The following is a 24,227-nucleotide window of genomic DNA, read 5'->3' on the forward strand; positions in this document are numbered from 1 at the left end:
GCGGGCATCGTGAAAAGTCTATGTCAAAGAAAGGGTTATGTTCTCATAATTGACGATTAAATCGCACCTTCCCTAATCAACACGCAATCAGGAGTGAGAACGTGAAACAGAGCAAAGCAGGGATGCTGGTGGTATTCATGATGTTGTCGTTCTGTGGCAGCACTCATGCCAGTCTGGGGGATGAAATACGGCTGAGAGGGAGCTTCAGTCAGCGGGATGCGGATGACTCGTGGCAGAATAACCATCCCGTGCTGCACAATATTATTGACTGCACTGTCAGTGATACCCGCGCGAATCTGTTGATTAGTGGCGACAGAGCGCGTGTGTCCGCGGAGGATACTGTTGTTACTGAGTCGCGCGGTGCGTCTGACAGCATGATGGCCGATGTCGCTTATCAGTTTCAGCGCATTGAAATCCTGCAATATGCGCATACGCGAGTGGCAGAGATGATCCCGGAAATCGATATGCCTGCTCATGCACGTGCAGCGATTATGGCGATGGAAGCGCGTCAGCGCAGTTTTATGCAACTGGGAGTGAGTGCGCTGATGCAGGAGTACCTTCTGCCGGATGCGATAAATCAGCCGGGAGCGACGTCGTTACTGCGCTATGAGCATACTCACTATCCCTCCGCCTGCCTTGACGCCTCGAAACGCTATGTGGCTAAAGCGGTCGCTGGATTTCGTGCGATGCATCAGGAGACGTAGTCAGCGCTAAGAGGCCGACCCCTGAGCGACAGGCATAAAAAAACCGGTGAAGCGGCACCGGTTTTGTCATTACTGCATAGCACAATTCTATTATTTGTCGTGCAGGGTGTCGTCTTCGCGGCAATCACCCAGCGCACAGTGTCCATACAGATAGAGACTGTGGTTAGTCAGCTTGATACCGTGGCGCGTGGCGATTTCACGCTGGCGGTTCTCAATTGACTCATCACTAAACTCGATCACTTTACCGCAATCGAGGCAGATCAGATGGTCGTGGTGATGCTGCTGCGTCAGTTCGAAAACAGACTTGCCGCCTTCAAAGTTGTGGCGGGTCACGATCCCTGCATCATCAAACTGGTTAAGCACGCGGTAAACCGTGGCCAGACCAATCTCTTCGCCCATATCAATCAGGCGCTTATACAAGTCTTCCGCACTGACGTGATGGCCCTCAGGTTCCTGAAGCACTTCCAGAATTTTCAGTCGTGGAAGCGTGACTTTCAGGCCGGCCTTCTTTAATGCGGTGTTATTGTCAGTCATGCGGGTATTGTCCTGTTACTTTGCTAGTCACATTGTGGCTGAAAAGCCCTGAACATCGGCGATGCTAAACCTTAATGCGTCTCATTATAGAACTCGTGCTTCGAAATGAAAACTGCATGGCGAGCGTAAAACAACTGAAGAATGTAAGGTATTACGTCCACGAGAAGTCCATGCCTCAGCGTCGTTCCCACTACAGAGTCAGTGCCAAGCCCTTCAATTTGCTGAGAAAGCCAGAATATCAGGGCAACCGATGGGGGTATTGTACAGATTTGCTGTTAAAAGTTACAAACATGTATCTATTATTTTTATAGGAAAAACCATTCAATCTATGTGAGATTGCGCCCACATTGAGTGAAAAATATCAGGCTTCCAGAATTTCCTTAAGCTGCAGCTCTTCATAAATCTGCTTCACCCAGCGATCAACACGCTCATTGGTGAGTTCTGGCTGACGGTCTTCGTCAATCGCGAGGCCGAGGAAGTGTTTGTCATCCGCCAGGCCTTTGGAGGCTTCGAAGTGGTAACCTTCTGTTGGCCAGTGACCAACAATCACTGCGCCATTTGGCTCAATGATGTCACGGATGGTGCCCATCGCGTCACAGAAGTATTCTGCGTAGTCTTCCTGGTCACCGCAACCAAACAGTGCGACCAGCTTGCCGTTAAAGTCAATCTCTTCCAGTGTCGGGAAGAAGTCATCCCAGTCACACTGTGCTTCACCGTAGTACCAGGTTGGAATACCGAGCAGCAGAATATCAAAAGCTTCAAGATCCTCTTTGGTGCTCTTGGCAATATCATGAACCTCGGCAACATCTTTACCCAGTTGCTTTTGGATCATCTTCGAGATGTTTTCGGTATTGCCAGTATCGCTGCCGAAGAAAATGCCTACGATTGCCATGAGTTTAATAACCTCTTGAAACTTAATGATATGGTGAATGCAAATAATACACAGTTATCGGCAATGATAGCAGACAGTCCCGGGGGGCGGAACCGGAAACACCAGCAGATTTGTCGCTTTGTGCGTTATCGAAAGCGCGCAGCCACTGGCGTTGTTACACCATTGCTCAGTGGCTGGCGTTGAGCTGCGCCAGAATCATCTCTTCAATCAGCTCACTGCGGCTCATGTTGCGCTGCTCGGCCAGATGATTCAGTGCGTCAACCGCGTCACTGTTGATTTTCAGTTCGACGCGACGCAGCCCGCGCACTTTGTCACGTTTCAGTTGATTGCGTTTGTTTACGCGCAGCTGTTCATCACGCGTAAGCGGACTGGTTTTGGGTCGTCCCGGACGACGTTCGTCTGCAAACAGATCGATCGTGGTACGGTCCGTGTTTTCTTTTGCCATAGGATCGTGATACTGAGTGTGCGCCAGCGGCGGAAATCGCTGCGCGGGTTCTGACTAAATATGGGCCGCTGTACCCCGCATCATATGCTGCCATTTGCCGGAAGTATGACGGGGTAAAAATTTTAGCGCGCCATCATACCTCAGTGAAAGTCGTGACGACAATCATTTCGGCCTTGCTGCAACTATTTGCTTTTACAGCGCAAAAAAGCGGCGGATTGCGCGCAATACTGCGTCAGGTTTCTCAGCGTGCACCCAGTGTCCGGCGCCGGCAATGACATGTGCGCGTGCCTGCGGAAATTGCCGCAGCAGGGTGGTGCGATGGATATCATCCAGATAAGGCGACTGCTCGCCACGAATAAACAGTGCCGGATGCGGCCAGGCGGGTACGTCTTCCCAGCCGGAAATGGTGGTGTAGTTGTCCCACAAGACCGGCACATTAAAGCGCCATGCGCCATCCTGGAACGATTTCAGCAGAAACTGAATCACGCCGTCTTCCGCCACATGCTGGCGCATCACCTGCGCGGCTTGAGAGCGTGAGGTGACACCTGCCGCACTGACGGCGTTGATTGCCGCGAAGATTTCGTCATGGCGACGCGTCTGGTAATCGACCGGTGCAATATCGATCATCACCAGCTGTTTGATACGTTCTGGCGCCAGAGCGCTCAGCGTCATGGCAATTTTGCCGCCCATCGAGTGACCAATCACGGATACGTTGTCGATGCCCTGGACATCCAGCGTATCCAGCATGTCCTGTGCCATCACGCGGTAGTTCATTTCGTCACTGCGTGGCGACAGCCCATGATTACGCACATCCACCTGCAGAACCGGACGATCATTTTTCAGGTCGCGCGCCAGCACACCAAGGTTATCCAGGCTGCCAAACAGACCATGGATCAGCAAAATGGGGGTAGCAGAAGGATCAGATTGTTCAGTTTGCAGGCGGGCGTTCAAATTCATGGCAAAGTTCTTTCAGTGGAAGCGAAAGCTTAGGTTATCATGATTTTTTCCGTTCTTGCCGGATCAACGCACCGCGCGATCAGTAAACTTTTTGCGGCTTATTCTGACTTTTGCCTGCAAAGGGCGCTGGCGCTACACTGCTGCAAGATTTAACTTTATAATCCTGAATGTTAGAGCCAGCTCACATTTTAGTCGAACCGGCTCAGCAACATGCGATAACCATACGGATAAAGATGAAAACGATTGAAGTCGACGAAGAGCTCTACCGCTATATTGCCAGCCACACTCAGCACATTGGTGAAAGCGCATCTGATATTTTACGCCGTATGCTGAAGTTTTCCGCTGGTCAGGCCGCGCCGGAACCGGCAGTGGCGGTACAGCCAGCAGCAGCGCAGGATGTCGCTGCCGTGAAAACCTCCTCACGTCCACAGGACCGGGTGCGTGCGATGCGTGAACTGCTGCTTTCTGATGAATACGCTGAGCAGAAGCGGGCGGTTAACCGTTTTATGTTGATCTTGTCGACGCTCTATTCTCTGGATCCGGAAGCGTTTGCCGAGGCGACCGAGTCTCTTCACGGTCGTACTCGCGTCTATTTTGCGGGTAACCAGCAGGTTCTGCTCCAGAATGGCACCCATACCAAGCCGAAGCATGTGCCCGGCACGCCGTACTGGGTGATCACCAATACTAATACAGGTCGCAAATCCAGCATGGTCGAACACATCATGCTGTCGATGCAGTTCCCGGCGGAACTGACAGAGAAGGTTTGCGGCACCATTTAACCGAAGCGTCAGGGAGAAGCGCCAATGGCCAGTCACCCCCGTGCCGGGCAGCCAGCCCAGCAAAGCGATTTGATTAACGTTGCACAATTAACATCTCAGTATTATGTGCTGCAGCCGGATCTGGCGAATGCAGAACATGCGGTGAAATTTGGCACATCAGGCCATCGTGGCAGTGCAGGTCGCCACAGCTTTAACGAGACGCATATCCTGGCGATTGCTCAGGCGATTGCCGAAGAGCGTGCAAAGAATGGCATTACCGGCCCGTGCTATGTCGGCAAAGATACCCATGCGCTGTCTGAGCCAGCACTGATTTCGGTACTGGAAGTGCTGGCGGCGAACGGTGTCGATATTATTGTCCAGCAGGACAATGGTTACACGCCGACCCCGGCGATCTCCAACGCGATTCTTGAGCACAACAAACGTGGCGGTGCGCAGGCTGACGGCATTGTGATCACGCCGTCGCATAACCCACCGGAAGATGGCGGGATTAAGTACAATCCGCCGAACGGTGGCCCGGCCGATACCAATGTCACCAAAGTGGTGGAAGATCGTGCTAACCAGCTGATTCAGGGCGGCCTGAAAGAGGTGAAACGCCTGGCGCTGGATAAAGCCTGGACCAGCGGTCGTATTCAGGAACAGGATCTGATCCAGCCTTATATTGAAGGTCTGGCGCAGGTGGTGGATATCGCGGCTATCCAGAAAGCAGGCCTGAAAATTGGCGTCGATCCACTGGGCGGTTCCGGTATCGCTTACTGGCAGCGCATTGCCGAGTTCTACAAGCTGGACCTGACCATTGTTAACGACGCGGTCGATCAGACCTTCCGCTTTATGCATCTGGATAAAGATGGCGTGATCCGAATGGACTGCTCTTCTGAATCGGCGATGGCGGGTCTGCTGGCACTGCGTGACAAGTTTGATCTGGCGTTTGCTAACGATCCGGATTACGACCGTCACGGTATCGTCACGCCTGCGGGCCTGATGAACCCGAACCACTATCTGGCCGTGGCGATCAACTATCTGTTCCAGCATCGTCCACAGTGGGGCAAAGATGTGGCGGTCGGTAAAACGCTGGTGTCCAGCGCGATGATTGACCGTGTGGTGAACGATATTGGCCGTAAGCTGGTGGAAGTGCCGGTAGGCTTTAAATGGTTTGTGGATGGTCTGTTTGACGGCAGCTTCGGTTTTGGTGGCGAAGAGAGTGCGGGGGCTTCCTTCCTGCGCTTTGACGGCACGCCGTGGTCAACCGATAAAGACGGCATCATCCTGTGCCTGCTGGCGGCGGAAATCACTGCCGTGACCGGTAAGAACCCGCAGCAGCATTATGATGAGCTGGCTGAGCGTTTTGGTGCACCAAGTTACAACCGTCTGCAGGCGTCCGCGACCTCGGCACAGAAAGCCGCGCTGTCTAAGCTGTCACCTGAAATGGTGAGCGCCGATACGCTGGCAGGTGACCCGATCACGGCACGTCTGACCGCGGCACCAGGTAATGGTGCGGCGATTGGCGGTCTGAAAGTGATGACCGAGAACGGCTGGTTTGCGGCACGTCCGTCAGGTACTGAAGACGCGTATAAGATCTACTGTGAAAGCTTCCTCGGCGCTGAGCACCGCGCGCAGATTGAAAAAGAAGCGGTAGAGATTGTCAGCGAAGTGCTGAAAAACGCCTGATTATCTGTTGCGGGAATGACCAGAAGGCGCTGAGCAATCAGCGCCTTTTTTTATGGCATAAAGCGATAACCAATGCCCGTCTCGGTAATCAGGTGTCTGGGCTGAGCGGGATCGGCTTCCAGCTTCTGGCGCAGATGACCCATATAGATACGCAGATAGTGGCTGTGTTCCACCGCGTTCGGCCCCCACACCTGCGTCAGCAACTGGCGCTGGGTCAGCACTTTGCCGGCATTATTAAGCAAAAAACTCAGCAGGCGGAACTCAATCGGCGTCAGGTGCAGCTCTTCACCCGCACGCGTGACGCGGCGACCGGCAATATCGACGGTGACAGCGGAAAAGCTAATTACCGTAGCCTGCGGCTGTGCGGAACCGTGGCGGCGTAGCGCCACGCGCACGCGCGCCAGCAGTTCACCGATACCAAAAGGTTTGGTGAGAAAATCATCCGCACCGGCGTCCAGTGCCTCAATTTTGTCCTGCTCATCACTGCGTGCTGACAGCACCACTATCGGGATGGCGCTCCACTGGCGGAAATCGCGAATAAAATCCACCCCATTGCCATCGGGCAGGCCAAGGTCGAGGATCACCAGGTCGGGCTTTCGTGTGGCGGCTTCAATCAGGCCGCGCTGCAGCGTCTCAGCGTCAAACACACGCAGAGATTCGCCCTCCAGCGCGATGCGCAGGAAGCGGCGGATCTCTTTTTCATCTTCGACAATCAGGACAGTGGTCACAGTTCCTCGATATTTTCCGGATCCCAGGCGGGCAGCGCATCCTGCGGCAGCCGCAGATGGAAGCTGGCGCCGCCAGAAGGGCGGTTGGCGGCAATAATTTCGCCCTGATGCAGGCTGACTATCGCCTGGCAGATCGCCAGCCCGAGACCGACGCCCGGAATCGCTGACTCCTTGTTACCACGGGTAAATTTATCAAATATCTGCTGTTCCTGCCCGGGTAAAATGCCCGGCCCGTCGTCCCAGACTTCGATATCGAGGATATTCGCTTCACGCCGCGCGCGAATACCGATACTGGCGTTGCTGCCAGCATATTTCAGTGCGTTTTCCAGCAGGTTACTCAGCACCCGTTCAATCAGCGGCCCGTCAACCTGCACCAGCAGCAGTTCTTCCGGCAGATCGGTCTGGATACGCCGATCATTCAGCAGTGGCGTCAGCGCATTCAGCGTGCTGCCAATAATCTCTTCCAGCGTCAGCCACTCTTTGCGCAGCACAAAACCACCGGACTGAATTCGCGCCATATCGAGCAGGTTATTGACCAGACGGGTGGTGTGAATGATGTGCTGACGGATCTGGCTGGCCTGCGGTGCATGCGGTGAGTCAGCCGCAGCCAGGTCCAGCGTCAGGATCTCCGCCATACCAAACAGTACCGTCAGTGGCGTGCGCAGATCGTGGGACAACGCTGCCAGCAGTGAATTGCGCAGCTGCTCGCTCTCTGCGGAGAAGCGTGCCTGCTCTTCAGATCGGGTGAGCGCCAGCCGTTCCAGCGCGGTGGCGATCAGCATAATAAAGGTTTCCAGCAGCCGTTGCTGTTCCGGCACCATCAGCTGGCGCAGGCTGGAAGGGGCGATAATCAGCAGTCCCCAGGTTTTCTCCTGCATTTTTAGCGGCAGGATCTGCCAGGGCACGCCGGGCAGGGTATCGGTGCCAACGCCAGCAGGCTGACCGTTGTCAAAACTCCAGCGCGCAATCGCGGCATCGGCCTGACGCGGCGCGGGCAGCTGGCCATCAGCATCGGGGATCAGCAGTTCGCTGCTGGCACGGAAGCTGTTATCAATAAAATGCTGGCTGACGGCGATAATATCGTCGGTGGTGCGCGTGCGGCTGAGCGCTTTCGACATCTCATACAGCTGACGTACGCGTGTCTCACGGTAACGCGCCACTCGCGCCTGGTAACGCATACTGGCGGTGAGGTTACCGATAATGATACCCACCGCCAGCATAATGGCGAAGGTCAGCAGGTATTCGAGATCGGAAACTGCCAGCGTGCCGCGTGGGGCGATAAAGAACAGGTCGAAGCTGGCGACATTGATCACGCTTGCCAGCACCGACGGCCAGCGGCCATAGGTCAGCGCAACAATCACTACGCCCAGCAGATAGAGCATCACCAGGTTAGCATCGGCCACCTGCGGAAACAGCCAGCTGGCACCGACGGTAATCAGGGCGCACAGCGCCACAGCCAGCGCGCCCCCTTCCAGTGGTTTACGCCATTTCTCTGCCGTGCTTTTACTGCTGAGTGGCCGTGTTGGCAGCGGCGTATCCGGCTCATCGCGCGAGACAATAATCAGGTCGAGATCCGGCCCCAGCTTGCCGAGGCGATTGGCGAACCCGTCGCGTTTCCAGCGCTGCGCCGGGCGGCGACCAATAATAATTTTGCCGAGGTCATGCTCGCGCGCATAGCGCAGTATCGCCTGCTCTTCATGGGTATCGGACAGGGTGGCGGTTTCAGCGCCGAGATCCTGCGCCAGTTTCAGTGCCTGCAGAATACGGCGACGCTGGTCGCCGGGCAGCGAGTGCAGCCGTGGTGTTTCCACATAGATCGCGTGCCAGGGGGCATCGAGCCGGGCAGCAAGCCGTGCTGCAGTACGCACCAGTTTTTCATTACCCGTGCCGTGGCCGATACACAGCAGAATGGCATCGCGCGTGTGCCACACTTTTTCCCGCCCTTTGCTGTCACGCCAGGCGCGCATCTGATCGTCCACCCGGTCAGCCGTTCGGCGCAGTGCCAGCTCGCGCAGGGCGATCAGGTTGCCTTTACGGAAAAAATGTTCGATGGCACGTTCGGCCTGCGCGGCGATATAGACTTTGCCTTCCGCCAGCCGCTGACGCAGATCGTCGGGAGTCAGATCGACCAGCACGATCTCATCGGCGAGGTCAAAGATCGGGTCCGGCACGGTTTCACGCACCAGAATACCGGTAATGCTGCTGACCACATCATTCAGGCTTTCCAGATGCTGCACATTGACGGTGGTCAGCACATCAATCCCGGCATTCAGCAACTCTTCGACATCCTGCCAGCGCTTCGGGTGGCGTGCGCCGCTGATATTGGTGTGCGCCAGTTCATCCATCAGAATGATGGCGGGCGCGCGGGCGAGGGCGGCATCAAGATCAAATTCCGGATACTGGCGGCCTTGCTGGGTATAGCGCTTCAGCGGCAGCACCTCGAGCCCATCAAGCAGGGCGGCGGTTTCCCGCCGGCCATGCGTTTCCACCACGCCAGTCAGCACATCCAGCCCCTGCTCGCGCAGGCGACGTCCTTCCTGCAGCATGGCATAGGTTTTCCCGACACCGGCGCAGGCGCCGAAAAAGATCTTCAGCTTGCCGCGCGGCGCAGCATTGATCTGTTGCAGCAGTTTTTCCGGTGACGGACGTGGCAGTTCATCATTCATGATTTGTCTCTGTTTGCCAGTAATGGCGCTGATGCCAGATGCAGCATAAGGATATTTGCGCGGAGTCCGCCAGCGATTTTGCCGCTGGGGTGTTGAATATCTTCAGCAAATAGCCGGTTATCGCAGAGGCTGCCACTCTTTCGGTAATGCAGAAGATAAGCTGATATGTAGCGAAAGTGTGATCAGTTGGTGTCCTTTGTGTAACCCAGTTACAGAAACAGGCAGAAAGTGCGCTTTTTTTCAGCTAAAGTGGTCGGATCAGTAGTAAAATTACATCGTGCGTTTTATGATAGTGGTCAGATGTCAGACCATTTTACTTTTCTTTTTTTACACCAGAAGATTTCGGAGGGCACAGGTTTATGTATCAGCGTTTTTCAACAGGTAAAATCATCCTGCGCCGCGTAGCGGCGATAGCAATCGGTGTGCTGGCGTTGCCAGTGATGCTGTTCCGTGCCGATCGCGCACGTTTCTACAGCTGGCTGCACCGCTACTGGAGTAAAACCAGTACCCAGCCAGTCTGGCTGGCGCAGTCTGAGGCTGCGGCAGGCGTCTTCTGGTAGGTTTAATCAAAAAGCTCGGCGTGTGTACCTAAATCGGTAAATACCACGGTATGCTGGCTGTGTTCGATACGATAGATAAGAAGGTAGTCCCCGCCGATGTGGAGCTCCCGGTACCCGGCATAATCACCGGTTAGCGCGTGATCGAGATACTCTGCGGGGACTGGCTGACCCGAGAGTACTCGTGCCATTACTGCGGCCGTTTCCGTCATATCTCTGCGACCGGCACGATTGTAGCGCGCCCAGGCTTTTTCAAACGTTTTGGTGTAATCCGACTTAAAGGGTAAGGGGGCTCTCTTATCTTTTCCCATCATTCAGGCTGTCCATAAGCTCATCTGCGTCGCGAAAACGTCCTTCTCGCTGATTAATAATGTCATCTGCTTCCTGCATTGCGTTCAACAGGCGTGCACTTGGTTTGCGTGTGACTTCGAAAGGCAATCCTTCAGTTTTCACAATTTGTTCGGCAAACATTCTGATCGCTGTACTCCAGTTGAGTCCGCAGTCAGCCAGAATCGAAGCTGCTCTCTCTTTCAGGTCACTGTCTATGCGGGAACGAACTTCTGCATTCATATCGACTCCTCTCATATGATGACGACATTGTAGCTACAATGCCGTCATCGCTCAATTCACAGATTAAAAAAACATCATGCTGTGTCATCCGTACCAAAATACTTTGCTTTGCGCTACACTTAAAACCTGTACAAAATATTTAAGGTTGTATAGGTATGAGCGAAAAAATCCCTGTCGGTATCAGTGCCTGCTTGCTGGGTAATAATGTGTGCTTTGATGGCGGGCATAAACGTTTTGCCTTTGCCACCGATGAACTCGCCCCTTTCGTGCGTTATGAAGGCGTCTGCCCGGAAATGGCGATTGGCCTGAGCACACCGCGTCCGGCGTTACGACTGGTGAAAGAGCACGAGGATGAGGTCGCGCTGTGTTTCAGCAAAGAGGGTGGCGAGGATCTGACGCAACAGATGCAGGCATTCTCTCGTGACAAAGTGGCGCAGCTGCAGCATCTGTGCGGCTATATCGTCTGTGCGAAATCGCCCAGTTGTGGCATGGAGCGTGTGCGGGTGTATGAATCCGCCACCAACAACAATCGCAAAGCCGGTGTCGGCATTTATACCCGCGAACTGATGCGTGCCATGCCGTGGCTGCCGGTCGAAGAAGATGGCCGCCTGCATGATGATGCTATCCGCGAAAATTTTATTACCCGGGTGTATGCGCTGCATGAGTTGCACCAGCTGTGGCGTGCGGGCCTCAGCCGCCATGCGTTGATTGCCTATCACAGTCGCTACAAGTTATTGCTGCTGGCACATTCGCAGCCTGGCTATCGTGAAATCGGCCCGTTTGTTGCCGCGATAGATAAGTGGGATTCGCTGGAAGCCTATGCCGTGGAATACCGTCAGCGGCTGATGGATTTACTGGCACATCCGGCGACGCGCAGCAACCACACCAATGTGCTGATGCATGTGCAGGGCTACTTCCGCGAGAAACTCACTTCGCCGCAGCGCCAGGAACTGGCGGCGCTGATTGATCGCTATCGTCGCGGCCTGCAGCCATTACTGGCGCCAATCACGCTGCTGAAGCATTACATGAAGGAATTTCCAGACGTTTATCTGGCGCAGCAGCGCTATTTTGAACCCTGGCCGGAAGCGCTGCGTCTGCGTTACGGTCTCTAAGGAGCATTATGACCACCCATCTGGTCTGGTTGCGCAATGATCTGCGCATCCATGATAACAGTGCGTTGCATGCGGCGTGCCGCAGTGCGGATGCCTCTGTGATTGCACTGTTTATCGCCACGCCACAACAGTGGCAACAGCATGATATGGCACCGCGTCAGGCGGCGTTTATCTATGAGAATCTGCGCCTGTTGCAGCAGGCGCTGGCGGAACGCGGTATCCCACTGCACTACCTGCAATGTGACGACTTTGCGGCCTCGGTGGATGAACTGGTGGCGTTTTGCCAGCTGCACAAAGTGGACCGACTGTTTTATAACTACCAGTATGAAGTGAATGAAGTGCTGCGCGATGCGGCGGCGGAAAAAGCGCTGTTCGATCAGGACATTATGGCGCAGGGTTTTGATGACAGCTTGCTGCTTCCGCCAGGCTCCGTGCAGACGGGTAACCATGAGATGTACAAAGTCTTTACGCCGTTCAGCAAAGCCTTTGTGCGCCGTCTGCAGCAGGGGTTACCGGAGTGTTTTCCCGCGCCAAAAGCGCGTGACGGCGCGCCGCTCAGCCAGTTGCCCGACCTGGAACCGTTTGATTATCCGCGTGAGTCATTTGACGACGAATTATTTCCTGCTGGTGAACAGGCGGCGCTGAAACAGCTGCGCCATTTCTGTCAGCAGTCGGTGACTGACTACGCTGAGCAGCGTGATATCCCGGCGATTGATGGCACCAGTCGTTTGTCGGTGTATCTGGCGACAGGAGTGTTATCACCGCGTCAGTGCCTGCACCGTTTACTGCATCAACATCCCGCTGCGCTGGAAGGCGACAAGAGCTTTGTCTGGCTGAATGAGCTGATCTGGCGCGAGTTTTACCGTCATCTGCTGGTGGCGTATCCGGCGTTGTGTCGCCATCAGCCGTTTACTGCCTGGACCAGAAAAGTACAGTGGCAGGGCAGTGAGGAGCAGTTGCAGGCGTGGCAACAGGGCAAAACCGGTTACCCGATTGTGGATGCTGCGATGCGTCAGCTGAACAGTACCGGCTGGATGCATAACCGTCTGCGCATGATCGCCGCCAGCTTTCTGGTGAAAGACCTGCTGATCGACTGGCGTGCCGGTGAACGCTATTTTATTTCGCAGCTGATTGATGGCGATCTGGCGGCAAACAATGGCGGCTGGCAGTGGGCGGCATCAACCGGGACAGATGAGGCACCTTACTTCCGTATTTTCAACCCCACCACGCAAGGTGAACGCTTTGATGCCAAAGGCGAATTTATTCGTCAGTGGGTGCCGGAACTGCGCGGGGTGCCGGATGAAGGCATTCATCAGCCGCAGTTGTGGGCAAAGAAAAATCAGCAAAAACTCGATTATCCGTCGCCAATCGTAGACCATAAGGAGGCACGTAACAGGACTCTGGCGGCCTTTGAGGCTGCCCGCAAACAGGCAGGATAAGAGAATGCGTAATTTTGAACTGGAAAACATCGTCAACCAGCTGCTGAATACGGCGGCGTTCAGCGACTATGCACCCAATGGTCTGCAGGTGGAAGGTCGCAGCGAAATCCGTAAAGTGGTGACAGGCGTGACGGCTTGCCAGGCGCTGCTGGATGAAGCGGTGCGCCTGCAGGCGGATGCGGTACTGGTGCATCACGGTTATTTCTGGAAAAACGAATCTCCGGCGATTAAAGGCATGAAGCGTAACCGGCTGAAAACCCTGCTGGCGAATGATATCAACCTGTTTGGCTGGCACTTGCCGCTGGACGGCCATGCAGAGCTGGGTAATAACGCGCTGCTGGCGCAATTGCTGGACATCGAAGTGCGTGGCGAGATTGCTCTGCTGCTGCCGTGGGGTGAACTGGCTGACGCACCAACCGGTGAGCAGCTGGCGCAGCGCATTGAGCAACGACTGGGCCGCACGCCGCTGCACTGTGGCGACAATGCGCCAGAGCGTATCCGCCGTATTGCCTGGTGTTCCGGCGGCGGTCAGGGTTATATCGATGACGCGATTGCCTATGGCGTCGATGCCTTTATTACTGGCGAAGTATCGGAAAAAACCATCCACAGCGTGCGTGAAAACGGTGTGCATTTCTTTGCCGCCGGTCACCATGCCACTGAACGTGCCGGTATCCGCGCACTGGGTGAATGGTTAGCGGCTCATCATGGCCTTGATGTCACCTTTGTTGATATCGACAACCCTGCCTGATATTTCCCCGCCTCCCTGCGTCGCCCGACGCGGGGAGTAAAATCATTGACACCACCTTCCTTGTTTAGCATAACTATTTGTTCGAAATAGATAAGCTTGCGACGTAATAAGCGTCAGGAGGTACATATTGCAACGAGCACGCTGTTACCTGTTAGGGGAACGCGCTGTTGTGCTTGAGCTGGAGCCGCCGGTGTCCCTTGAGAGCCAGCAACGAATTTGGGGACTGAGCGAGCGCCTGAAAAGCTATCCGCAAGTGACTGAAACCATACCCGGGATGAACAATCTGACCGTGGTACTGGCCGATCCGCAAAACACGGCGCTGGATGCGATTGAGCGTCTGCAACGCTGGTGGGAAGAGAGCGAATCGCTGCTGCCGGAATCGCGGCAGATTGATATTCCGGTGCTCTATGGCGGCGCGGCGGGGCCTGATCTGGACACTGTGGCGCAGCACAGTCAGCTGAGTGCCAGAGACGTGGTCGAGCTGCACGCATCCACACTGTACGTGGTCTACTTTATTGGTTTCCAGCCTGGTTTCCCCTATCTCGGCGGGCTGGACAGCCGTCTGCATACCCCGCGCCGCGCCGAACCGCGCGTGCGCGTGCCTGCCGGATCGGTTGGCATTGGCGGCAGCCAGACTGGTATCTATCCGCTGGCAACGCCTGGCGGCTGGCAGTTGATCGGCCGCAGCGACATCACCCTGTTTAATCCGTTAAACCAGCCACCAACCCTGCTGCGCCCGGGCGACAGTATCCGCTTTATCCCCAGTAAGGAGGGCGTATGCTGACGATTATGCGTGCCGGGATGAGCACCTCAATTCAGGATGCAGGCCGTACCGGCTGGCGTCAGTTTGGCATCAGCAGTGGTGGCGTGCTGGATATTCCGGCAATGAAAACCGCCAATCTGCTGGTGGGCAATGCGCCGGAAAGCGCCGTGCTGGAAATTACCCTCGGTCAGTTTAGCGCAGAGTTTGGCCGTGATGGCTGGATCGCGCTGACGGGCGCTGGCTGCGCGGCGAAACTGGATGGAAAGCCGGTGTGGACCGGCTGGCGCATCCCGGTCAGAGCCGGGCAGGTGCTGAAACTGTCAATGCCGCAGCGTGGCATGCGCAGCTACCTGGCGCTGGACGGTGGTTTTGATCTGCCGCCGCTGCTGGGATCGGTCAGTACCGATCAAAAAGCGGGCTTTGGCGGTTTTCATGGTCGTCTGATTGCTGATGGCGATCAGTTGCCGCTGGGACAACCGCAACGGCGCTTTACCAGAACGGCGGGAGTGCGCCAGCTGCTGTGGGGTAACCGCGTGCGGGCACTGCCGGGGCCGGAATTTCATGAGTTCAGCCGCGAGTCGCAGGAATCTTTCTGGCGCACCTCGTGGAAACTGAGTCCGCAAAGTAATCGCATGGGATATCGCCTGCAGGGGCGTTCGCTGATCCGTAACAGCGAGCGTGATTTGCTGTCGCACGGCCTGTTACCGGGGGTGATTCAGGTGCCGCCGAACGGCCAGCCGATTGTGCTGATGGCGGACGCACAAACCACGGGCGGCTATCCGCGTATTGCCTGTGTAATTGAGGCGGATCTTTATCATCTGGCGCAGCTGCGCCTCGGTGAGCCGCTGCATTTTGTCCACTGTACGCTGGATGAGGCACTGCAGGCGAAACGAGAGCAACAGCGGGTGATCGATCAAATGGCATGGGGATTAGAGGATGAAGGTTGATTTAAATGCCGATCTGGGCGAGGGCAGCGGCAGCGATCGTCAGCTGTTACAGCTGGTCAGTTCCGCCAATATCGCCTGTGGTTTTCACGCCGGTGATGCCGAGACCATGTTGCAGTCGGTACGCTGGGCGCTGGAGTTTGGCGTATCGATTGGTGCGCATCCCAGCTTCCCGGACCGCGAAAACTTTGGCCGTACCGCGATGCAGCTGCCGCCGGAGACGGTGTATGCGCAGGTGCTGTATCAGATCGGCGCGCTAAAAACGATTGCGGAAAGTGCGGGCGGCAGGCTGGCGCATGTGAAACCGCACGGCATGTTGTACAACCAGGCGGCCGTCGATCCTGTGCTGGCGGAGGCGATTGCCCGGGCGGTGTATGCGGTCGATCCACAACTGGTGCTGGTGGGGCTGGCGAATAGTGAGTCGATTCGCGCAGCGCAGCGTCAGGGACTGCGTACCCGTCAGGAAGTATTTGCCGACCGTGGTTATCAGGCGGACGGCACGCTGGTGCCGCGCAGCCAGCCTGGTGCGTTGATCGAAGATGAACAACAGGCCATTGAACAGACATTGCAAATGGTACGCGATGGCAGGGTGCGCGCGATCAGCGGTGAAGCGGTGACGGTGCGCGCTGAAACGGTCTGTCTGCATGGCGATGGCGCCCATGCGCTGGCCTTTGCTGAACGTCTGCGCGTGGCCTTTGCCGCACAACAGATTAACGTGACCAGCGAGTAACCGCGCTGCACGCTTTTATCTCTCCGGTGTCACCGGGGAGTTTTTTATCTGGGGAGTTATTATGGAAAACGCTGTCAATCTTTGGCCGTTGCTTGGCATTGCTGCCATTATTATCGGTTTTTTACTGCGCTTTAACCCGGTTCTGGTGGTGATCGCCTCCGGGATTATCACTGGCCTTGCCGCCAGTATGCCCATTGACGTGATTCTGGAAAAACTGGGCGCCGGTTTTTTAAATACCCGTAATCTGCCATTTATTTTGCTGATTCCGCTGGCGGTAATTGGCCTGGTGGAGCGCCACGGCCTGAAAGAACGTGCGCAGGCGTGGATTGCTCATATTAAAAGCGCCACCGCCGGACGCCTGTTAATTGTCTATCTGTTTGTGCGTGAAGCTTCGGCGGCGCTGGGTCTGACCAGCCTGGGCGGTCATCCGCAAATGGTGCGCCCGCTGCTGGCGCCAATGGCGGAAGGGGCAACAGAAAACCGTTATGGCGAGCTGCCGCCGCAGGTGCGTTATCGTCTGCGTGCGATGTCTGCCGCGACTGACAACGTCGGCCTGTTCTTCGGTGAAGATATTTTCGTCGCCTTTGGTGCGATTATCTTTATGCACAACTTTATGCTGGAGTCGGGCGGGATTCAGACCGAGCCGCTGCATATCGCGATGTGGGGAATTCCGACGGCGATTTGTGCCTTTATTATTCATGCGGTGCGTCTGCGCCGTCTGGACAACCGGGTTGCTGCCGAGCTGGCCTCCCTTAACACGCAGGCCATGCAGGCGAAGGGAGAGTAATCATGTTCCAGCAACAATATCTGTACTGGCTGGCAGGCGTCGTGCTGCTGGTGGTGGCCGTGATGTCATGGCGCGATAAAGCGAACCCGCGCCGTCTGACCACCGGGCTGTTCTGGGCGCTGTATGGCCTGATTTTCCTCGTTGGCGACTGGGCTTATACGCTGATGAGCCAGCTGGCGGGCAGTACCGCCGCAGGTCAGCGTGGACTGCATATTCTGGTCGGTGTGCTGGTGATTGTTATGGCGCTGCTGGCGGGCTTCGGTGGTGTGAAACTGGTCAGTTACCATCAGCGCAGCGAAACGGAACGTAAAGCCAGTGCGAAGCGTCTTGGCAACAAACTGTTCCTGCCTGCGCTGTCGATTCCGGTGGTCACCGTTGTTGGCGTGCTGGTGTTCAACAATTTCCCCGGATTGCAACAGGCGGTGTTTGGCACGGGCAACCATGCCACGCTGGTGACGCTGTTTTCCATGACGCTGGGTTGTCTGGCGGGCTGGCTGATTGCGTTAAAAATGACGCGTGAATCACCCGCGCAATCGGTACAGGAAGCGCGTCGTCTGCTGGATTCCATTGGCTGGGCGTTTATTCTGCCGCAAATCCTTGCCACGCTGGGTCTGCTGTTTACCAGCGCGGGTGTCGGCACCGCGATTTCTCATCTGACGGAAAGTTATCTGGCGGTAGATAACCGCTTTATCGCGGTGGCGACCTATGCGATAGGTATGGCGCTGCTGACCATGGTGATGGGTAACGCCTTTGCGGCTTTCCCGATTGTCACCGCCGGGATTGGTATTCCGATTCTGGTGCTGCAGCACGGTGGTAACCCGGCGGTAATGGCGGCGATTGGCATGTTCTCCGGTTACTGCGGTACGCTGATGACGCCAATGGCGGCTAACTTTAATATCGTGCCTGCCGCGCTGCTGGAACTGCCGGATCGCAACGCGGTGATCAAAGCGCAGGTGCCAACCGGTGTACTGTTATTAGCGGTGAATGTGTTCCTGCTCTACTTCCTGATGTTCCTGTGAGGTGACGATGAAAACGGTATTGATCACCGCCTTTGAACCGTTTGGTGGCGAAGCGATTAACCCATCGTGGGAAGCGGTGCGCCAGCTGGATGAGCTGCGACTGGATGGCGCGCGGATTGTTGCCCGCCAGTTGCCCTGTGTGTTTGGCGAATCGCTGAATACGCTGTATGCCGCGCTGGATCAGCTGCAACCGGACCTGGTGATTGCGGTCGGTCAGGCTGGTGGCCGTACCGATATCTCCGTTGAGCGCGTGGCGATCAACGTCGATGATGCGCGTATCTCGGACAACCAGGGCAATCAGCCGGTCGATCAGCCGATTGTCGCTGAGGGGCCGGCGGCCTGGCTCTCTACGCTGCCAATTAAAGCGATGGTGGCGGCGTTGCGTGATGCGGGCATTCCGGCCTCGGTGTCGCAGACGGCGGGCACCTATGTCTGTAATCATGTGATGTACGGCCTGCTGCACCGTCTGGCGCAGCAGGGCGGGCAGGTACGCGGTGGCTTTATCCATATTCCTTACCTGCCACAACAGGCGGCAAATCTGCCGGGAATGGCGAGTATGGCGGCGGACACGGTAGTGCAGGCACTGAAAATTGCTATCACTACGGCGCTGCATACGCAGCAGGATCTGCGTCTGGTGGGTGGCGCAACGCACTAACAACAGGGAGCGAACATGCCTGAAGGCCCGGAAATCCGGCGTGCGGCGGATAAACTGGAGCAGGCACTGCTGGGCAAGCCACTGACTGAGGTGTGGTTTGCCTTTCCGCAGCTGCAAACGTATCAGTCGTCGTTAATTGGCGAGCGTATCACCGCGATCGAAACCCGCGGTAAAGCGCTGCTGACGCATTTTTCCAATGGCCTGACGCTGTACAGCCATAACCAGCTGTATGGCGTCTGGCGGGTGGTGGAGCATGGTGATCCGCCTGCCACCAACCGCAGTCTGCGCGTACGGCTGGCGGCGGGAGAACAGGCGATTCTGCTGTACAGTGCCTCTGATATTGAATTGCTGAACAGTGACACTCTGGCAAGTCATCCTTTTTTGCAGCGCGTCGGGCCTGATGTGCTGGATATAGGTCTGACGGTGGCGCAGGTGCGTGAGCGGTTGCTGTCGGCGCGTTTCCGCCGTCGTCAGCTGGGTGGGCTGCTGCTCGATCAGGCGTTTCTCGCCGGGCTGGGAAACTACCTGCGGGCGGAAATGCTCTGGCAGGCGCAACTGCTGCCACAGCACAAGGCGCAGGATTTACTGGCAGAAAAACTGGAACAACTGGCTGAGGCGATGCTGGCGATCCCACGCCATTCGTATCAGATGCGTGGCACGATGGATGAGAATCGTCATCATGGCGCGGTGTTTCGCTTTAAGGTGTTTAATCGTACGGGTAAGCCGTGTGAGCGTTGTGGCACGCTGATTGAAAAGGGCATGTTATCGTCACGACCGTTTTACTGGTGTTCGGGCTGCCAGCATTAAAGAGTGACACGTCATAAACGTCTCGTGCTGGAAATGCAGGCAGTACCCCCATAAGCCAGGGCCAGCGAGAACAGCAGCAACTCATAAGCGTAAAGCCCAGGGAACACAAGACGACAAGCGACGCCTCTGCACCGACCCGGAACGAAAGGCGATCTCTTTGTGCAGACCCTCTCTGCCGCCGCCTGTAGATGCAAACCAAAAAAAACGCCGCATTATGCGGCGTTTCGGCAATCAGCATGAAACCTTACTTCTGTAGATTCGACTTAAACTCACGCTTGTCGTAACCGGTATACAGCTGACGCGGACGGGCGATCTTCACGCCTTCGTCATGCATCTCTTTCCAGTGTGCAATCCAGCCAACGGTACGCGCCATCGCGAAGATCACGGTAAACATTGATGATGGAATACCCATCGCTTTCAGGATAATACCGGAGTAGAAATCGACATTTGGATACAGTTTACGCTCGATAAAGTACGGATCGTTCAGCGCGATATGTTCCAGCTCCATCGCCACTTCCAGCAGGTCATCTTTCATACCCAGCTCGTTCAGCACTTCGTGGCAGGTTTCACGCATGACGGTCGCACGAGGATCGTAGTTTTTGTACACGCGGTGGCCGAAGCCCATCAGGCGGAAAGAGTCATTCTTATCTTTCGCACGGCGGACAAATTCTGGGATATGGTCAACGCTGCTGATCTCTTCCAGCATACGCAGGCAGGCTTCGTTAGCGCCACCGTGCGCCGGTCCCCACAGCGAGGCGATACCCGCGGCGATACAGGCAAACGGGTTCGCGCCGGACGAACCTGCGGTACGTACAGTTGACGTAGAGGCGTTCTGCTCATGGTCAGCATGCAGCACCAGAATACGGTCCATGGCACGTTCCAGTACCGGATTCACCACGTATTCTTCGCACGGGGTGGCGAACATCATATTCAGGAAGTTACCGGCATAAGAGAGGTCGTTACGTGGATACACGAAAGGCTGACCGATCGAATATTTGTAACACATCGCGGCGACTGTCGGCATTTTCGACAGCAGGCGGAAGGCAGCAATTTCACGATGGCGCTCAAGGTTTACGTCCAGTGAGTCGTGATAAAATGCGGCCAGGGCGCCGGTGACGCCGCACATGACTGCCATAGGGTGCGAGTCGCGACGGAAACCGTGGAACAGACGGGTAATCTGCTCATGAATCATGGTATGGCGGGTAACGGTAGTGCGGAATTCATCGAACTGTTTCTGGGTCGGCGCTTCGCCGTTCAGCAGGATATAGCACACTTCCAGATAGTTAGAGTGTAACGCTAACTCGTCAATCGGAAAACCGCGGTGCAGAAGGATGCCTTCTTCACCGTCAATAAAGGTAATTTTGGATTCACAGGACGCCGTAGAGGTAAAACCCGGGTCAAACGTGAACAGACCTTTCGAACTGAGGGTTCGGATGTCGATTTCGTCTTCACCCAGCGTACCTTTAAGCACATTCAGCTCAATAGGATCTACGCCTTCGAGGGTTAGCGTCGCTTTTTTCTCAGCCATTTACTGTCTCCTTAGCGCCTTATTTGTAGGATCTTTGACACCTTTAGTGTGGCCAGCAACCTCAGATTGATTGCGCAAAACCAGTCTGCGCAGACAACCGCTTGCAGGGTACAGAGCGACGAGGCGCTACAGTGAGGCTCCGGCAGGCACGACATGTTGTTTTATACCCATCATAGTTAAAAAAGCAGGAGCATTTGGTGCCCTGCCACTCAAATTATCGAGGGTATACCATGGTTGTTAAAGATCCGTTTTGGACATTATTTTTCTTGCAACCATTACCTGATGCTACGGGTGGCTCACACAATCAATGTTACATAACTTACGCTTAGGGGAAAGTGTATCCCCATAACTTTTGTGCATCATAGGCTTTTCTGTCGCTCGTTTGTAACAAGAATGTTGAACTTTTGTCAAATCAGATAATTAAATTTGTATAAATTGTGAAAACCGTGAGGCTGATCACTGTTCAACTTAAATGTTCCCAAACAGAATGTAGGGGAATTGTAATAGGAATGTGATCCTCCTATACTTCGGCCAGGTCTCCGGATTTCCCCTGGCACCAGGAGCCACCCAGCGTATTGCCGCGTCAATTAACACTGGATGTTGCTGTTTTGGTGACGGCGCATGAGTCTGACCATTTAGGTGGTGAGACCCGGCCAACCAGGTCCGGAGGAAGTAAAATAAAAAAAGCTGTGTGGGCAAATACGTGAAAAAACAAAGACCAGTCAACCTGGATCTGACAACGATCAGGTTTCCCGTTACTGCGATAGCGTCCATTCTCCACCGCGTCTCCGGCGTGATCACCTTCGTGGCGGTCGGTATTCTGCTCTGGCTACTTGGTCTCTCTCTCTCATCACCCGAAGGCTTCCAGCAGGCATCCGCTATCATGGACAGCTTTTTCGTTAAATTCATCATGTGGGGCATTCTGACTGCGCTGGCGTATCATATCGCAGGCGGAATTCGTCATATGCTGGCTGATTTTGGTTATCTCGCGGAAACCCTGCAGGTGGGTACCCGTTCTGCGCAGATCACCTTTGGTATCACTGTCGTGCTCTCAATTCTGGCTGGAGTCCTCGTATGGTAAGCAATGCTTCTGCACTGGGGCGCAATGGTGTACACGACTGGCTGCTGCTACGCGCGGCGGCGATCGTTATCGCCCTCTACGTGCTCTACATCCTCGGTTTCCTGGTGGTATCGGATACGCTGACCTATGACATCTGGCGCGGATTCTTCGCCTCTTCCTTTACTAAAGTGTTCACGCTGCTGACGCTGTTTTCCATCCTGGTACATGGCTGGATTGGTATGTGGCAGGTGCTGACAGACTACGTTAAGCCGCTCGGGCTGCGCCTGGTGCTGCAGCTGGTGATTGTCGTGGCGCTGTTGGTTTACGCGATTTATGGAACTGTTGTGGTGTGGGGTGTGTAATGAAATTGCCAGTCAGAGAATTTGACGCCGTTGTGATCGGCGCAGGCGGCGCAGGTATGCGCGCAGCGTTACAGATCTCCCAGTCGGGCCAGACCTGTGCCCTGTTATCGAAAGTCTTTCCTACCCGTTCCCATACTGTGTCCGCTCAGGGCGGCATCACCGTGGCATTAGGCAACAGCCACGAAGATAACTGGGAATGGCATATGTATGACACCGTGAAAGGTTCCGATTATATCGGCGACCAGGACGCGATTGAATATATGTGTAACACCGGCCCGGAAGCGATTCTGGAGCTGGAGCATATGGGCCTGCCGTTTTCCCGCCTTGATGATGGCCGCATTTATCAGCGTCCGTTCGGCGGTCAGTCGAAGAACTTCGGCGGTGAGCAGGCGGCGCGTACTGCCGCAGCAGCGGACCGTACCGGTCACGCACTGTTACACACGCTGTATCAGCAGAACCTGAAAAACAAAACCACCATCTTCTCAGAATGGTATGCGCTGGATCTGGTGAAAAACGATGATGGTGCGATTGTCGGTACGACTGCGCTGTGCATCGAAACCGGTGAAGTGGTCTACTTTAAGGCACGCGCAACCGTGCTGGCGACCGGCGGTGCCGGACGTATCTACCAGTCCACCACCAACGCGCACATCAATACCGGCGACGGTGTCGGTATGGCGCTGCGTGCAGGCGTGCCGGTGCAGGATATGGAAATGTGGCAGTTCCACCCGACAGGTATTGCCGGTGCCGGCGTGCTGGTGACCGAAGGCTGCCGTGGTGAAGGTGGTTACCTGCTGAATAAACATGGCGAGCGCTTTATGGAGCGTTATGCGCCAAATGCTAAAGACCTTGCCGGTCGTGACGTGGTGGCGCGTTCCATCATGATCGAAATCCGTGAAGGTCGTGGCTGTGAGGGTCCATGGGGACCACACGCGAAACTGAAACTCGACCATCTCGGTAAAGAGGTGCTGGAGTCTCGTCTGCCGGGCATCCTCGAACTGTCGCGCACCTTTGCCCACGTTGACCCGGTGAAAGAACCGATTCCGGTGATCCCAACCTGTCACTATATGATGGGTGGCATTCCGACCCGCGTTTCCGGTCAGGCGCTGACGGTGAACGAGCAGGGCGAAGATGTGGTGGTGCCGGGGCTGTTCGCCGTAGGTGAAATCGCCTGCGTATCCGTACATGGCGCCAACCGCCTCGGCGGTAACTCGCTGCTTGACCTGGTGGTGTTTGGCCGTGCGGCCGGTCTGCATCTGCAGGAATCTATTCAGGAGCAGGGCGAACTGCGCGATGCGACTGAAGCTAACATCGACGCCTCACTGGCGCGCCTCAACCGCTGGAACAATAACACCACGGGTGAAGATCCGGCGGATCTGCGTAAAGCGTTGCAGGCCTGTATGCAGAACAACTTCTCGGTATTCCGTGAAGGTGATGCAATGGCGAAAGGTCTGGAAGAGCTGAAAGTGCTGCGTGAACGTCTGAAGAATGCGCGCCTGGATGACCGTTCCAGCGATTTCAATACCCAGCGTATTGAGTGTCTGGAACTGGATAATCTGATGGAGACAGCCTACGCCACTGCGGTATCCGCTAACTTCCGTACCGAAAGCCGTGGCGCACACAGCCGCTTCGACTTCCCGGATCGTGACGATGAAAAATGGCTGTGTCACACCCTTTATCTGCCGCAAAACGAAAGCATGACGCGCCGTGAGGTGAACATGCTGCCGAAACTGCGTGCGGCCTTCCCGCCGAAAGCGCGTACATACTAGTTTGCGGAGA

At 55.6% G+C, this 24,227-nt stretch carries 26 protein-coding genes; 17 read left to right on the forward strand and 9 right to left on the reverse strand.

Annotation, left to right across the window (positions count from 1 at the left end):
* Positions 1 to 101 precede the first annotated feature (101 nt).
* Positions 102 to 704, forward strand: coding sequence for a family 20 glycosylhydrolase (locus ACSZO1_RS08305; RefSeq protein WP_437611405.1), 603 nt, complete (start codon positions 102 to 104; stop codon positions 702 to 704).
* 90 nt (positions 705 to 794) lie between these two features.
* Here the strand turns inward: ACSZO1_RS08305 and fur are convergent, their stop codons facing one another.
* The 4 genes from fur to ybfF all read right to left on the reverse strand — a co-directional run bounded on the left by fur (position 795) and on the right by ybfF (position 3,532).
* Positions 795 to 1,238, reverse strand: a complete 444-nt coding sequence (fur, locus tag ACSZO1_RS08310) for a ferric iron uptake transcriptional regulator (protein WP_437611407.1) — start codon at positions 1,236 to 1,238, stop codon at positions 795 to 797.
* Between the two features lie 361 nt (positions 1,239 to 1,599).
* A complete protein-coding gene (gene fldA / locus ACSZO1_RS08315; protein ID WP_437611409.1) occupies positions 1,600 to 2,130 on the reverse strand; it encodes a flavodoxin FldA in 531 nt (176 codons plus the stop codon).
* A 166-nt stretch (positions 2,131 to 2,296) separates the two neighbouring features.
* Entirely contained in the window at positions 2,297 to 2,575 is a 279-nt protein-coding gene (ybfE, locus tag ACSZO1_RS08320; protein ID WP_437611411.1) for a LexA regulated protein, read from the reverse strand.
* A 192-nt stretch (positions 2,576 to 2,767) separates the two neighbouring features.
* A complete protein-coding gene (gene ybfF / locus ACSZO1_RS08325) occupies positions 2,768 to 3,532 on the reverse strand; it encodes an esterase (RefSeq protein ID WP_437611413.1) in 765 nt (254 codons plus the stop codon).
* Between the two features lie 233 nt (positions 3,533 to 3,765).
* Between ybfF and seqA the strand changes: the two genes are divergently transcribed.
* Positions 3,766 to 4,311: a replication initiation negative regulator SeqA gene (gene seqA, locus ACSZO1_RS08330; protein ID WP_437611416.1), complete on the forward strand. Its 546-nt coding sequence runs from the start codon at positions 3,766 to 3,768 to the stop codon at positions 4,309 to 4,311.
* 24 nt (positions 4,312 to 4,335) lie between these two features.
* Positions 4,336 to 5,976, forward strand: a complete 1,641-nt coding sequence (gene pgm / locus ACSZO1_RS08335; protein WP_437611418.1) for a phosphoglucomutase (alpha-D-glucose-1,6-bisphosphate-dependent) — start codon at positions 4,336 to 4,338, stop codon at positions 5,974 to 5,976.
* Positions 5,977 to 6,026: 50 nt separating this feature from the next.
* On the opposite strand, the gene kdpE is transcribed toward pgm, so the two are convergent.
* Both kdpE and kdpD read right to left on the reverse strand, forming a co-directional pair.
* Entirely contained in the window at positions 6,027 to 6,704 is a 678-nt protein-coding gene (kdpE, locus tag ACSZO1_RS08340; RefSeq protein WP_437611420.1) for a two-component system response regulator KdpE, read from the reverse strand.
* Positions 6,701 to 9,370, reverse strand: coding sequence for a two-component system sensor histidine kinase KdpD (gene kdpD / locus ACSZO1_RS08345; RefSeq protein ID WP_437611422.1), 2,670 nt, complete (start codon positions 9,368 to 9,370; stop codon positions 6,701 to 6,703). The genes kdpE and kdpD overlap by 4 nt, the downstream gene beginning before the upstream one ends.
* 359 nt (positions 9,371 to 9,729) lie before the next feature.
* Between kdpD and ACSZO1_RS08350 the strand changes: the two genes are divergently transcribed.
* Positions 9,730 to 9,930, forward strand: coding sequence for a YbfA family protein (locus ACSZO1_RS08350; RefSeq protein WP_437611424.1), 201 nt, complete (start codon positions 9,730 to 9,732; stop codon positions 9,928 to 9,930).
* A gap of 2 nt (positions 9,931 to 9,932) precedes the next feature.
* On the opposite strand, the gene ACSZO1_RS08355 is transcribed toward ACSZO1_RS08350, so the two are convergent.
* The gene (locus ACSZO1_RS08355) at positions 9,933 to 10,241 is read right to left on the reverse strand and encodes a type II toxin-antitoxin system YafQ family toxin (RefSeq protein ID WP_437611426.1); all 309 of its coding nucleotides are present in this window, start codon (positions 10,239 to 10,241) and stop codon (positions 9,933 to 9,935) included.
* A complete protein-coding gene (locus ACSZO1_RS08360) occupies positions 10,225 to 10,497 on the reverse strand; it encodes a type II toxin-antitoxin system RelB/DinJ family antitoxin (RefSeq protein WP_437611428.1) in 273 nt (90 codons plus the stop codon). The genes ACSZO1_RS08355 and ACSZO1_RS08360 overlap by 17 nt, the downstream gene beginning before the upstream one ends.
* A 155-nt stretch (positions 10,498 to 10,652) precedes the next feature.
* Between ACSZO1_RS08360 and ACSZO1_RS08365 the strand changes: the two genes are divergently transcribed.
* The 10 genes from ACSZO1_RS08365 to nei all read left to right on the forward strand — a co-directional run bounded on the left by ACSZO1_RS08365 (position 10,653) and on the right by nei (position 19,501).
* Positions 10,653 to 11,609 carry a YbgA family protein gene (locus tag ACSZO1_RS08365; RefSeq protein WP_437611430.1) on the forward strand — a complete coding sequence of 319 codons (957 nt, stop codon included), beginning with the start codon at positions 10,653 to 10,655 and terminating at the stop codon, positions 11,607 to 11,609.
* Positions 11,610 to 11,617: 8 nt separating this feature from the next.
* Positions 11,618 to 13,048, forward strand: a complete 1,431-nt coding sequence (gene phrB / locus ACSZO1_RS08370) for a deoxyribodipyrimidine photo-lyase (protein ID WP_437611432.1) — start codon at positions 11,618 to 11,620, stop codon at positions 13,046 to 13,048.
* Between the two features lie 4 nt (positions 13,049 to 13,052).
* The gene (locus tag ACSZO1_RS08375; protein WP_437611434.1) at positions 13,053 to 13,796 is read left to right on the forward strand and encodes a type 2 GTP cyclohydrolase I; all 744 of its coding nucleotides are present in this window, start codon (positions 13,053 to 13,055) and stop codon (positions 13,794 to 13,796) included.
* A 127-nt stretch (positions 13,797 to 13,923) separates the two neighbouring features.
* Complete coding sequence (gene pxpB / locus ACSZO1_RS08380) at positions 13,924 to 14,580, forward strand: 5-oxoprolinase subunit PxpB (protein ID WP_437611436.1); 657 nt, start codon at positions 13,924 to 13,926, stop codon at positions 14,578 to 14,580.
* Positions 14,574 to 15,506: a 5-oxoprolinase subunit PxpC gene (gene pxpC / locus ACSZO1_RS08385; protein ID WP_437611438.1), complete on the forward strand. Its 933-nt coding sequence runs from the start codon at positions 14,574 to 14,576 to the stop codon at positions 15,504 to 15,506. The genes pxpB and pxpC overlap by 7 nt, the downstream gene beginning before the upstream one ends.
* On the forward strand, positions 15,496 to 16,233 hold the full coding sequence (gene pxpA, locus ACSZO1_RS08390) for a 5-oxoprolinase subunit PxpA (protein WP_437611440.1): 738 nt from the start codon (positions 15,496 to 15,498) through the stop codon (positions 16,231 to 16,233). The genes pxpC and pxpA overlap by 11 nt, the downstream gene beginning before the upstream one ends.
* Positions 16,234 to 16,294: 61 nt before the next feature.
* Complete coding sequence (locus ACSZO1_RS08395; protein WP_437611441.1) at positions 16,295 to 17,020, forward strand: DUF969 domain-containing protein; 726 nt, start codon at positions 16,295 to 16,297, stop codon at positions 17,018 to 17,020.
* Entirely contained in the window at positions 17,020 to 18,039 is a 1,020-nt protein-coding gene (locus tag ACSZO1_RS08400) for a DUF979 domain-containing protein (RefSeq protein WP_437611487.1), read from the forward strand. Before ACSZO1_RS08395 ends, ACSZO1_RS08400 begins: the two co-directional genes overlap by 1 nt.
* Positions 18,040 to 18,046: 7 nt before the next feature.
* Positions 18,047 to 18,694, forward strand: coding sequence for a pyroglutamyl-peptidase I (gene pcp, locus ACSZO1_RS08405; protein ID WP_437611443.1), 648 nt, complete (start codon positions 18,047 to 18,049; stop codon positions 18,692 to 18,694).
* A 15-nt stretch (positions 18,695 to 18,709) separates the two neighbouring features.
* Positions 18,710 to 19,501 carry an endonuclease VIII gene (nei, locus tag ACSZO1_RS08410; protein ID WP_437611445.1) on the forward strand — a complete coding sequence of 264 codons (792 nt, stop codon included), beginning with the start codon at positions 18,710 to 18,712 and terminating at the stop codon, positions 19,499 to 19,501.
* Between the two features lie 244 nt (positions 19,502 to 19,745).
* Here the strand turns inward: nei and ACSZO1_RS08415 are convergent, their stop codons facing one another.
* Positions 19,746 to 21,029, reverse strand: a complete 1,284-nt coding sequence (locus tag ACSZO1_RS08415) for a citrate synthase (RefSeq protein WP_437611447.1) — start codon at positions 21,027 to 21,029, stop codon at positions 19,746 to 19,748.
* A 691-nt stretch (positions 21,030 to 21,720) separates the two neighbouring features.
* On the opposite strand from ACSZO1_RS08415, the gene sdhC reads away from it, so the two are divergent.
* From sdhC to sdhA, 3 genes are read left to right on the forward strand one after another with little or no spacing between them, the layout of a single operon-like run.
* Positions 21,721 to 22,110, forward strand: coding sequence for a succinate dehydrogenase cytochrome b556 subunit (sdhC, locus tag ACSZO1_RS08420; RefSeq protein WP_437611449.1), 390 nt, complete (start codon positions 21,721 to 21,723; stop codon positions 22,108 to 22,110).
* Positions 22,104 to 22,451, forward strand: a complete 348-nt coding sequence (sdhD, locus tag ACSZO1_RS08425) for a succinate dehydrogenase membrane anchor subunit (protein WP_437611451.1) — start codon at positions 22,104 to 22,106, stop codon at positions 22,449 to 22,451. Before sdhC ends, sdhD begins: the two co-directional genes overlap by 7 nt.
* Positions 22,451 to 24,217 carry a succinate dehydrogenase flavoprotein subunit gene (gene sdhA, locus ACSZO1_RS08430; protein WP_437611453.1) on the forward strand — a complete coding sequence of 589 codons (1,767 nt, stop codon included), beginning with the start codon at positions 22,451 to 22,453 and terminating at the stop codon, positions 24,215 to 24,217. The genes sdhD and sdhA overlap by 1 nt, the downstream gene beginning before the upstream one ends.
* Positions 24,218 to 24,227 lie beyond the last annotated feature (10 nt).

The sequence above is a fragment of the Erwinia sp. V71 genome, assembly GCF_965644245.1.
Classification (GTDB): Bacteria; Pseudomonadota; Gammaproteobacteria; order Enterobacterales; family Enterobacteriaceae; genus Erwinia.

What these genes read in the sequence shown, in the direction of transcription:
- fur (WP_437611407.1), bottom strand. Translation starts at nt 1,238, where the DNA reads ATGACTGACAATAACACCGCATTAAAGAAGGCCGGCCTGAAAGTCACG.
- fldA (WP_437611409.1), bottom strand. Translation starts at nt 2,130, where the DNA reads ATGGCAATCGTAGGCATTTTCTTCGGCAGCGATACTGGCAATACCGAA.
- ybfE (WP_437611411.1), bottom strand. Translation starts at nt 2,575, where the DNA reads ATGGCAAAAGAAAACACGGACCGTACCACGATCGATCTGTTTGCAGAC.
- ybfF (WP_437611413.1), bottom strand. Translation starts at nt 3,532, where the DNA reads ATGAATTTGAACGCCCGCCTGCAAACTGAACAATCTGATCCTTCTGCT.
- seqA (WP_437611416.1), top strand. Translation starts at nt 3,766, where the DNA reads ATGAAAACGATTGAAGTCGACGAAGAGCTCTACCGCTATATTGCCAGC.
- pgm (WP_437611418.1), top strand. Translation starts at nt 4,336, where the DNA reads ATGGCCAGTCACCCCCGTGCCGGGCAGCCAGCCCAGCAAAGCGATTTG.
- kdpD (WP_437611422.1), bottom strand. Translation starts at nt 9,370, where the DNA reads ATGAATGATGAACTGCCACGTCCGTCACCGGAAAAACTGCTGCAACAG.
- ACSZO1_RS08350 (WP_437611424.1), top strand. Translation starts at nt 9,730, where the DNA reads ATGTATCAGCGTTTTTCAACAGGTAAAATCATCCTGCGCCGCGTAGCG.
- ACSZO1_RS08355 (WP_437611426.1), bottom strand. Translation starts at nt 10,241, where the DNA reads ATGATGGGAAAAGATAAGAGAGCCCCCTTACCCTTTAAGTCGGATTAC.
- ACSZO1_RS08360 (WP_437611428.1), bottom strand. Translation starts at nt 10,497, where the DNA reads ATGAATGCAGAAGTTCGTTCCCGCATAGACAGTGACCTGAAAGAGAGA.
- ACSZO1_RS08365 (WP_437611430.1), top strand. Translation starts at nt 10,653, where the DNA reads ATGAGCGAAAAAATCCCTGTCGGTATCAGTGCCTGCTTGCTGGGTAAT.
- phrB (WP_437611432.1), top strand. Translation starts at nt 11,618, where the DNA reads ATGACCACCCATCTGGTCTGGTTGCGCAATGATCTGCGCATCCATGAT.
- ACSZO1_RS08375 (WP_437611434.1), top strand. Translation starts at nt 13,053, where the DNA reads ATGCGTAATTTTGAACTGGAAAACATCGTCAACCAGCTGCTGAATACG.
- pxpC (WP_437611438.1), top strand. Translation starts at nt 14,574, where the DNA reads ATGCTGACGATTATGCGTGCCGGGATGAGCACCTCAATTCAGGATGCA.
- pxpA (WP_437611440.1), top strand. Translation starts at nt 15,496, where the DNA reads ATGAAGGTTGATTTAAATGCCGATCTGGGCGAGGGCAGCGGCAGCGAT.
- ACSZO1_RS08395 (WP_437611441.1), top strand. Translation starts at nt 16,295, where the DNA reads ATGGAAAACGCTGTCAATCTTTGGCCGTTGCTTGGCATTGCTGCCATT.
- pcp (WP_437611443.1), top strand. Translation starts at nt 18,047, where the DNA reads ATGAAAACGGTATTGATCACCGCCTTTGAACCGTTTGGTGGCGAAGCG.
- nei (WP_437611445.1), top strand. Translation starts at nt 18,710, where the DNA reads ATGCCTGAAGGCCCGGAAATCCGGCGTGCGGCGGATAAACTGGAGCAG.
- ACSZO1_RS08415 (WP_437611447.1), bottom strand. Translation starts at nt 21,029, where the DNA reads ATGGCTGAGAAAAAAGCGACGCTAACCCTCGAAGGCGTAGATCCTATT.
- sdhD (WP_437611451.1), top strand. Translation starts at nt 22,104, where the DNA reads ATGGTAAGCAATGCTTCTGCACTGGGGCGCAATGGTGTACACGACTGG.
- sdhA (WP_437611453.1), top strand. Translation starts at nt 22,451, where the DNA reads ATGAAATTGCCAGTCAGAGAATTTGACGCCGTTGTGATCGGCGCAGGC.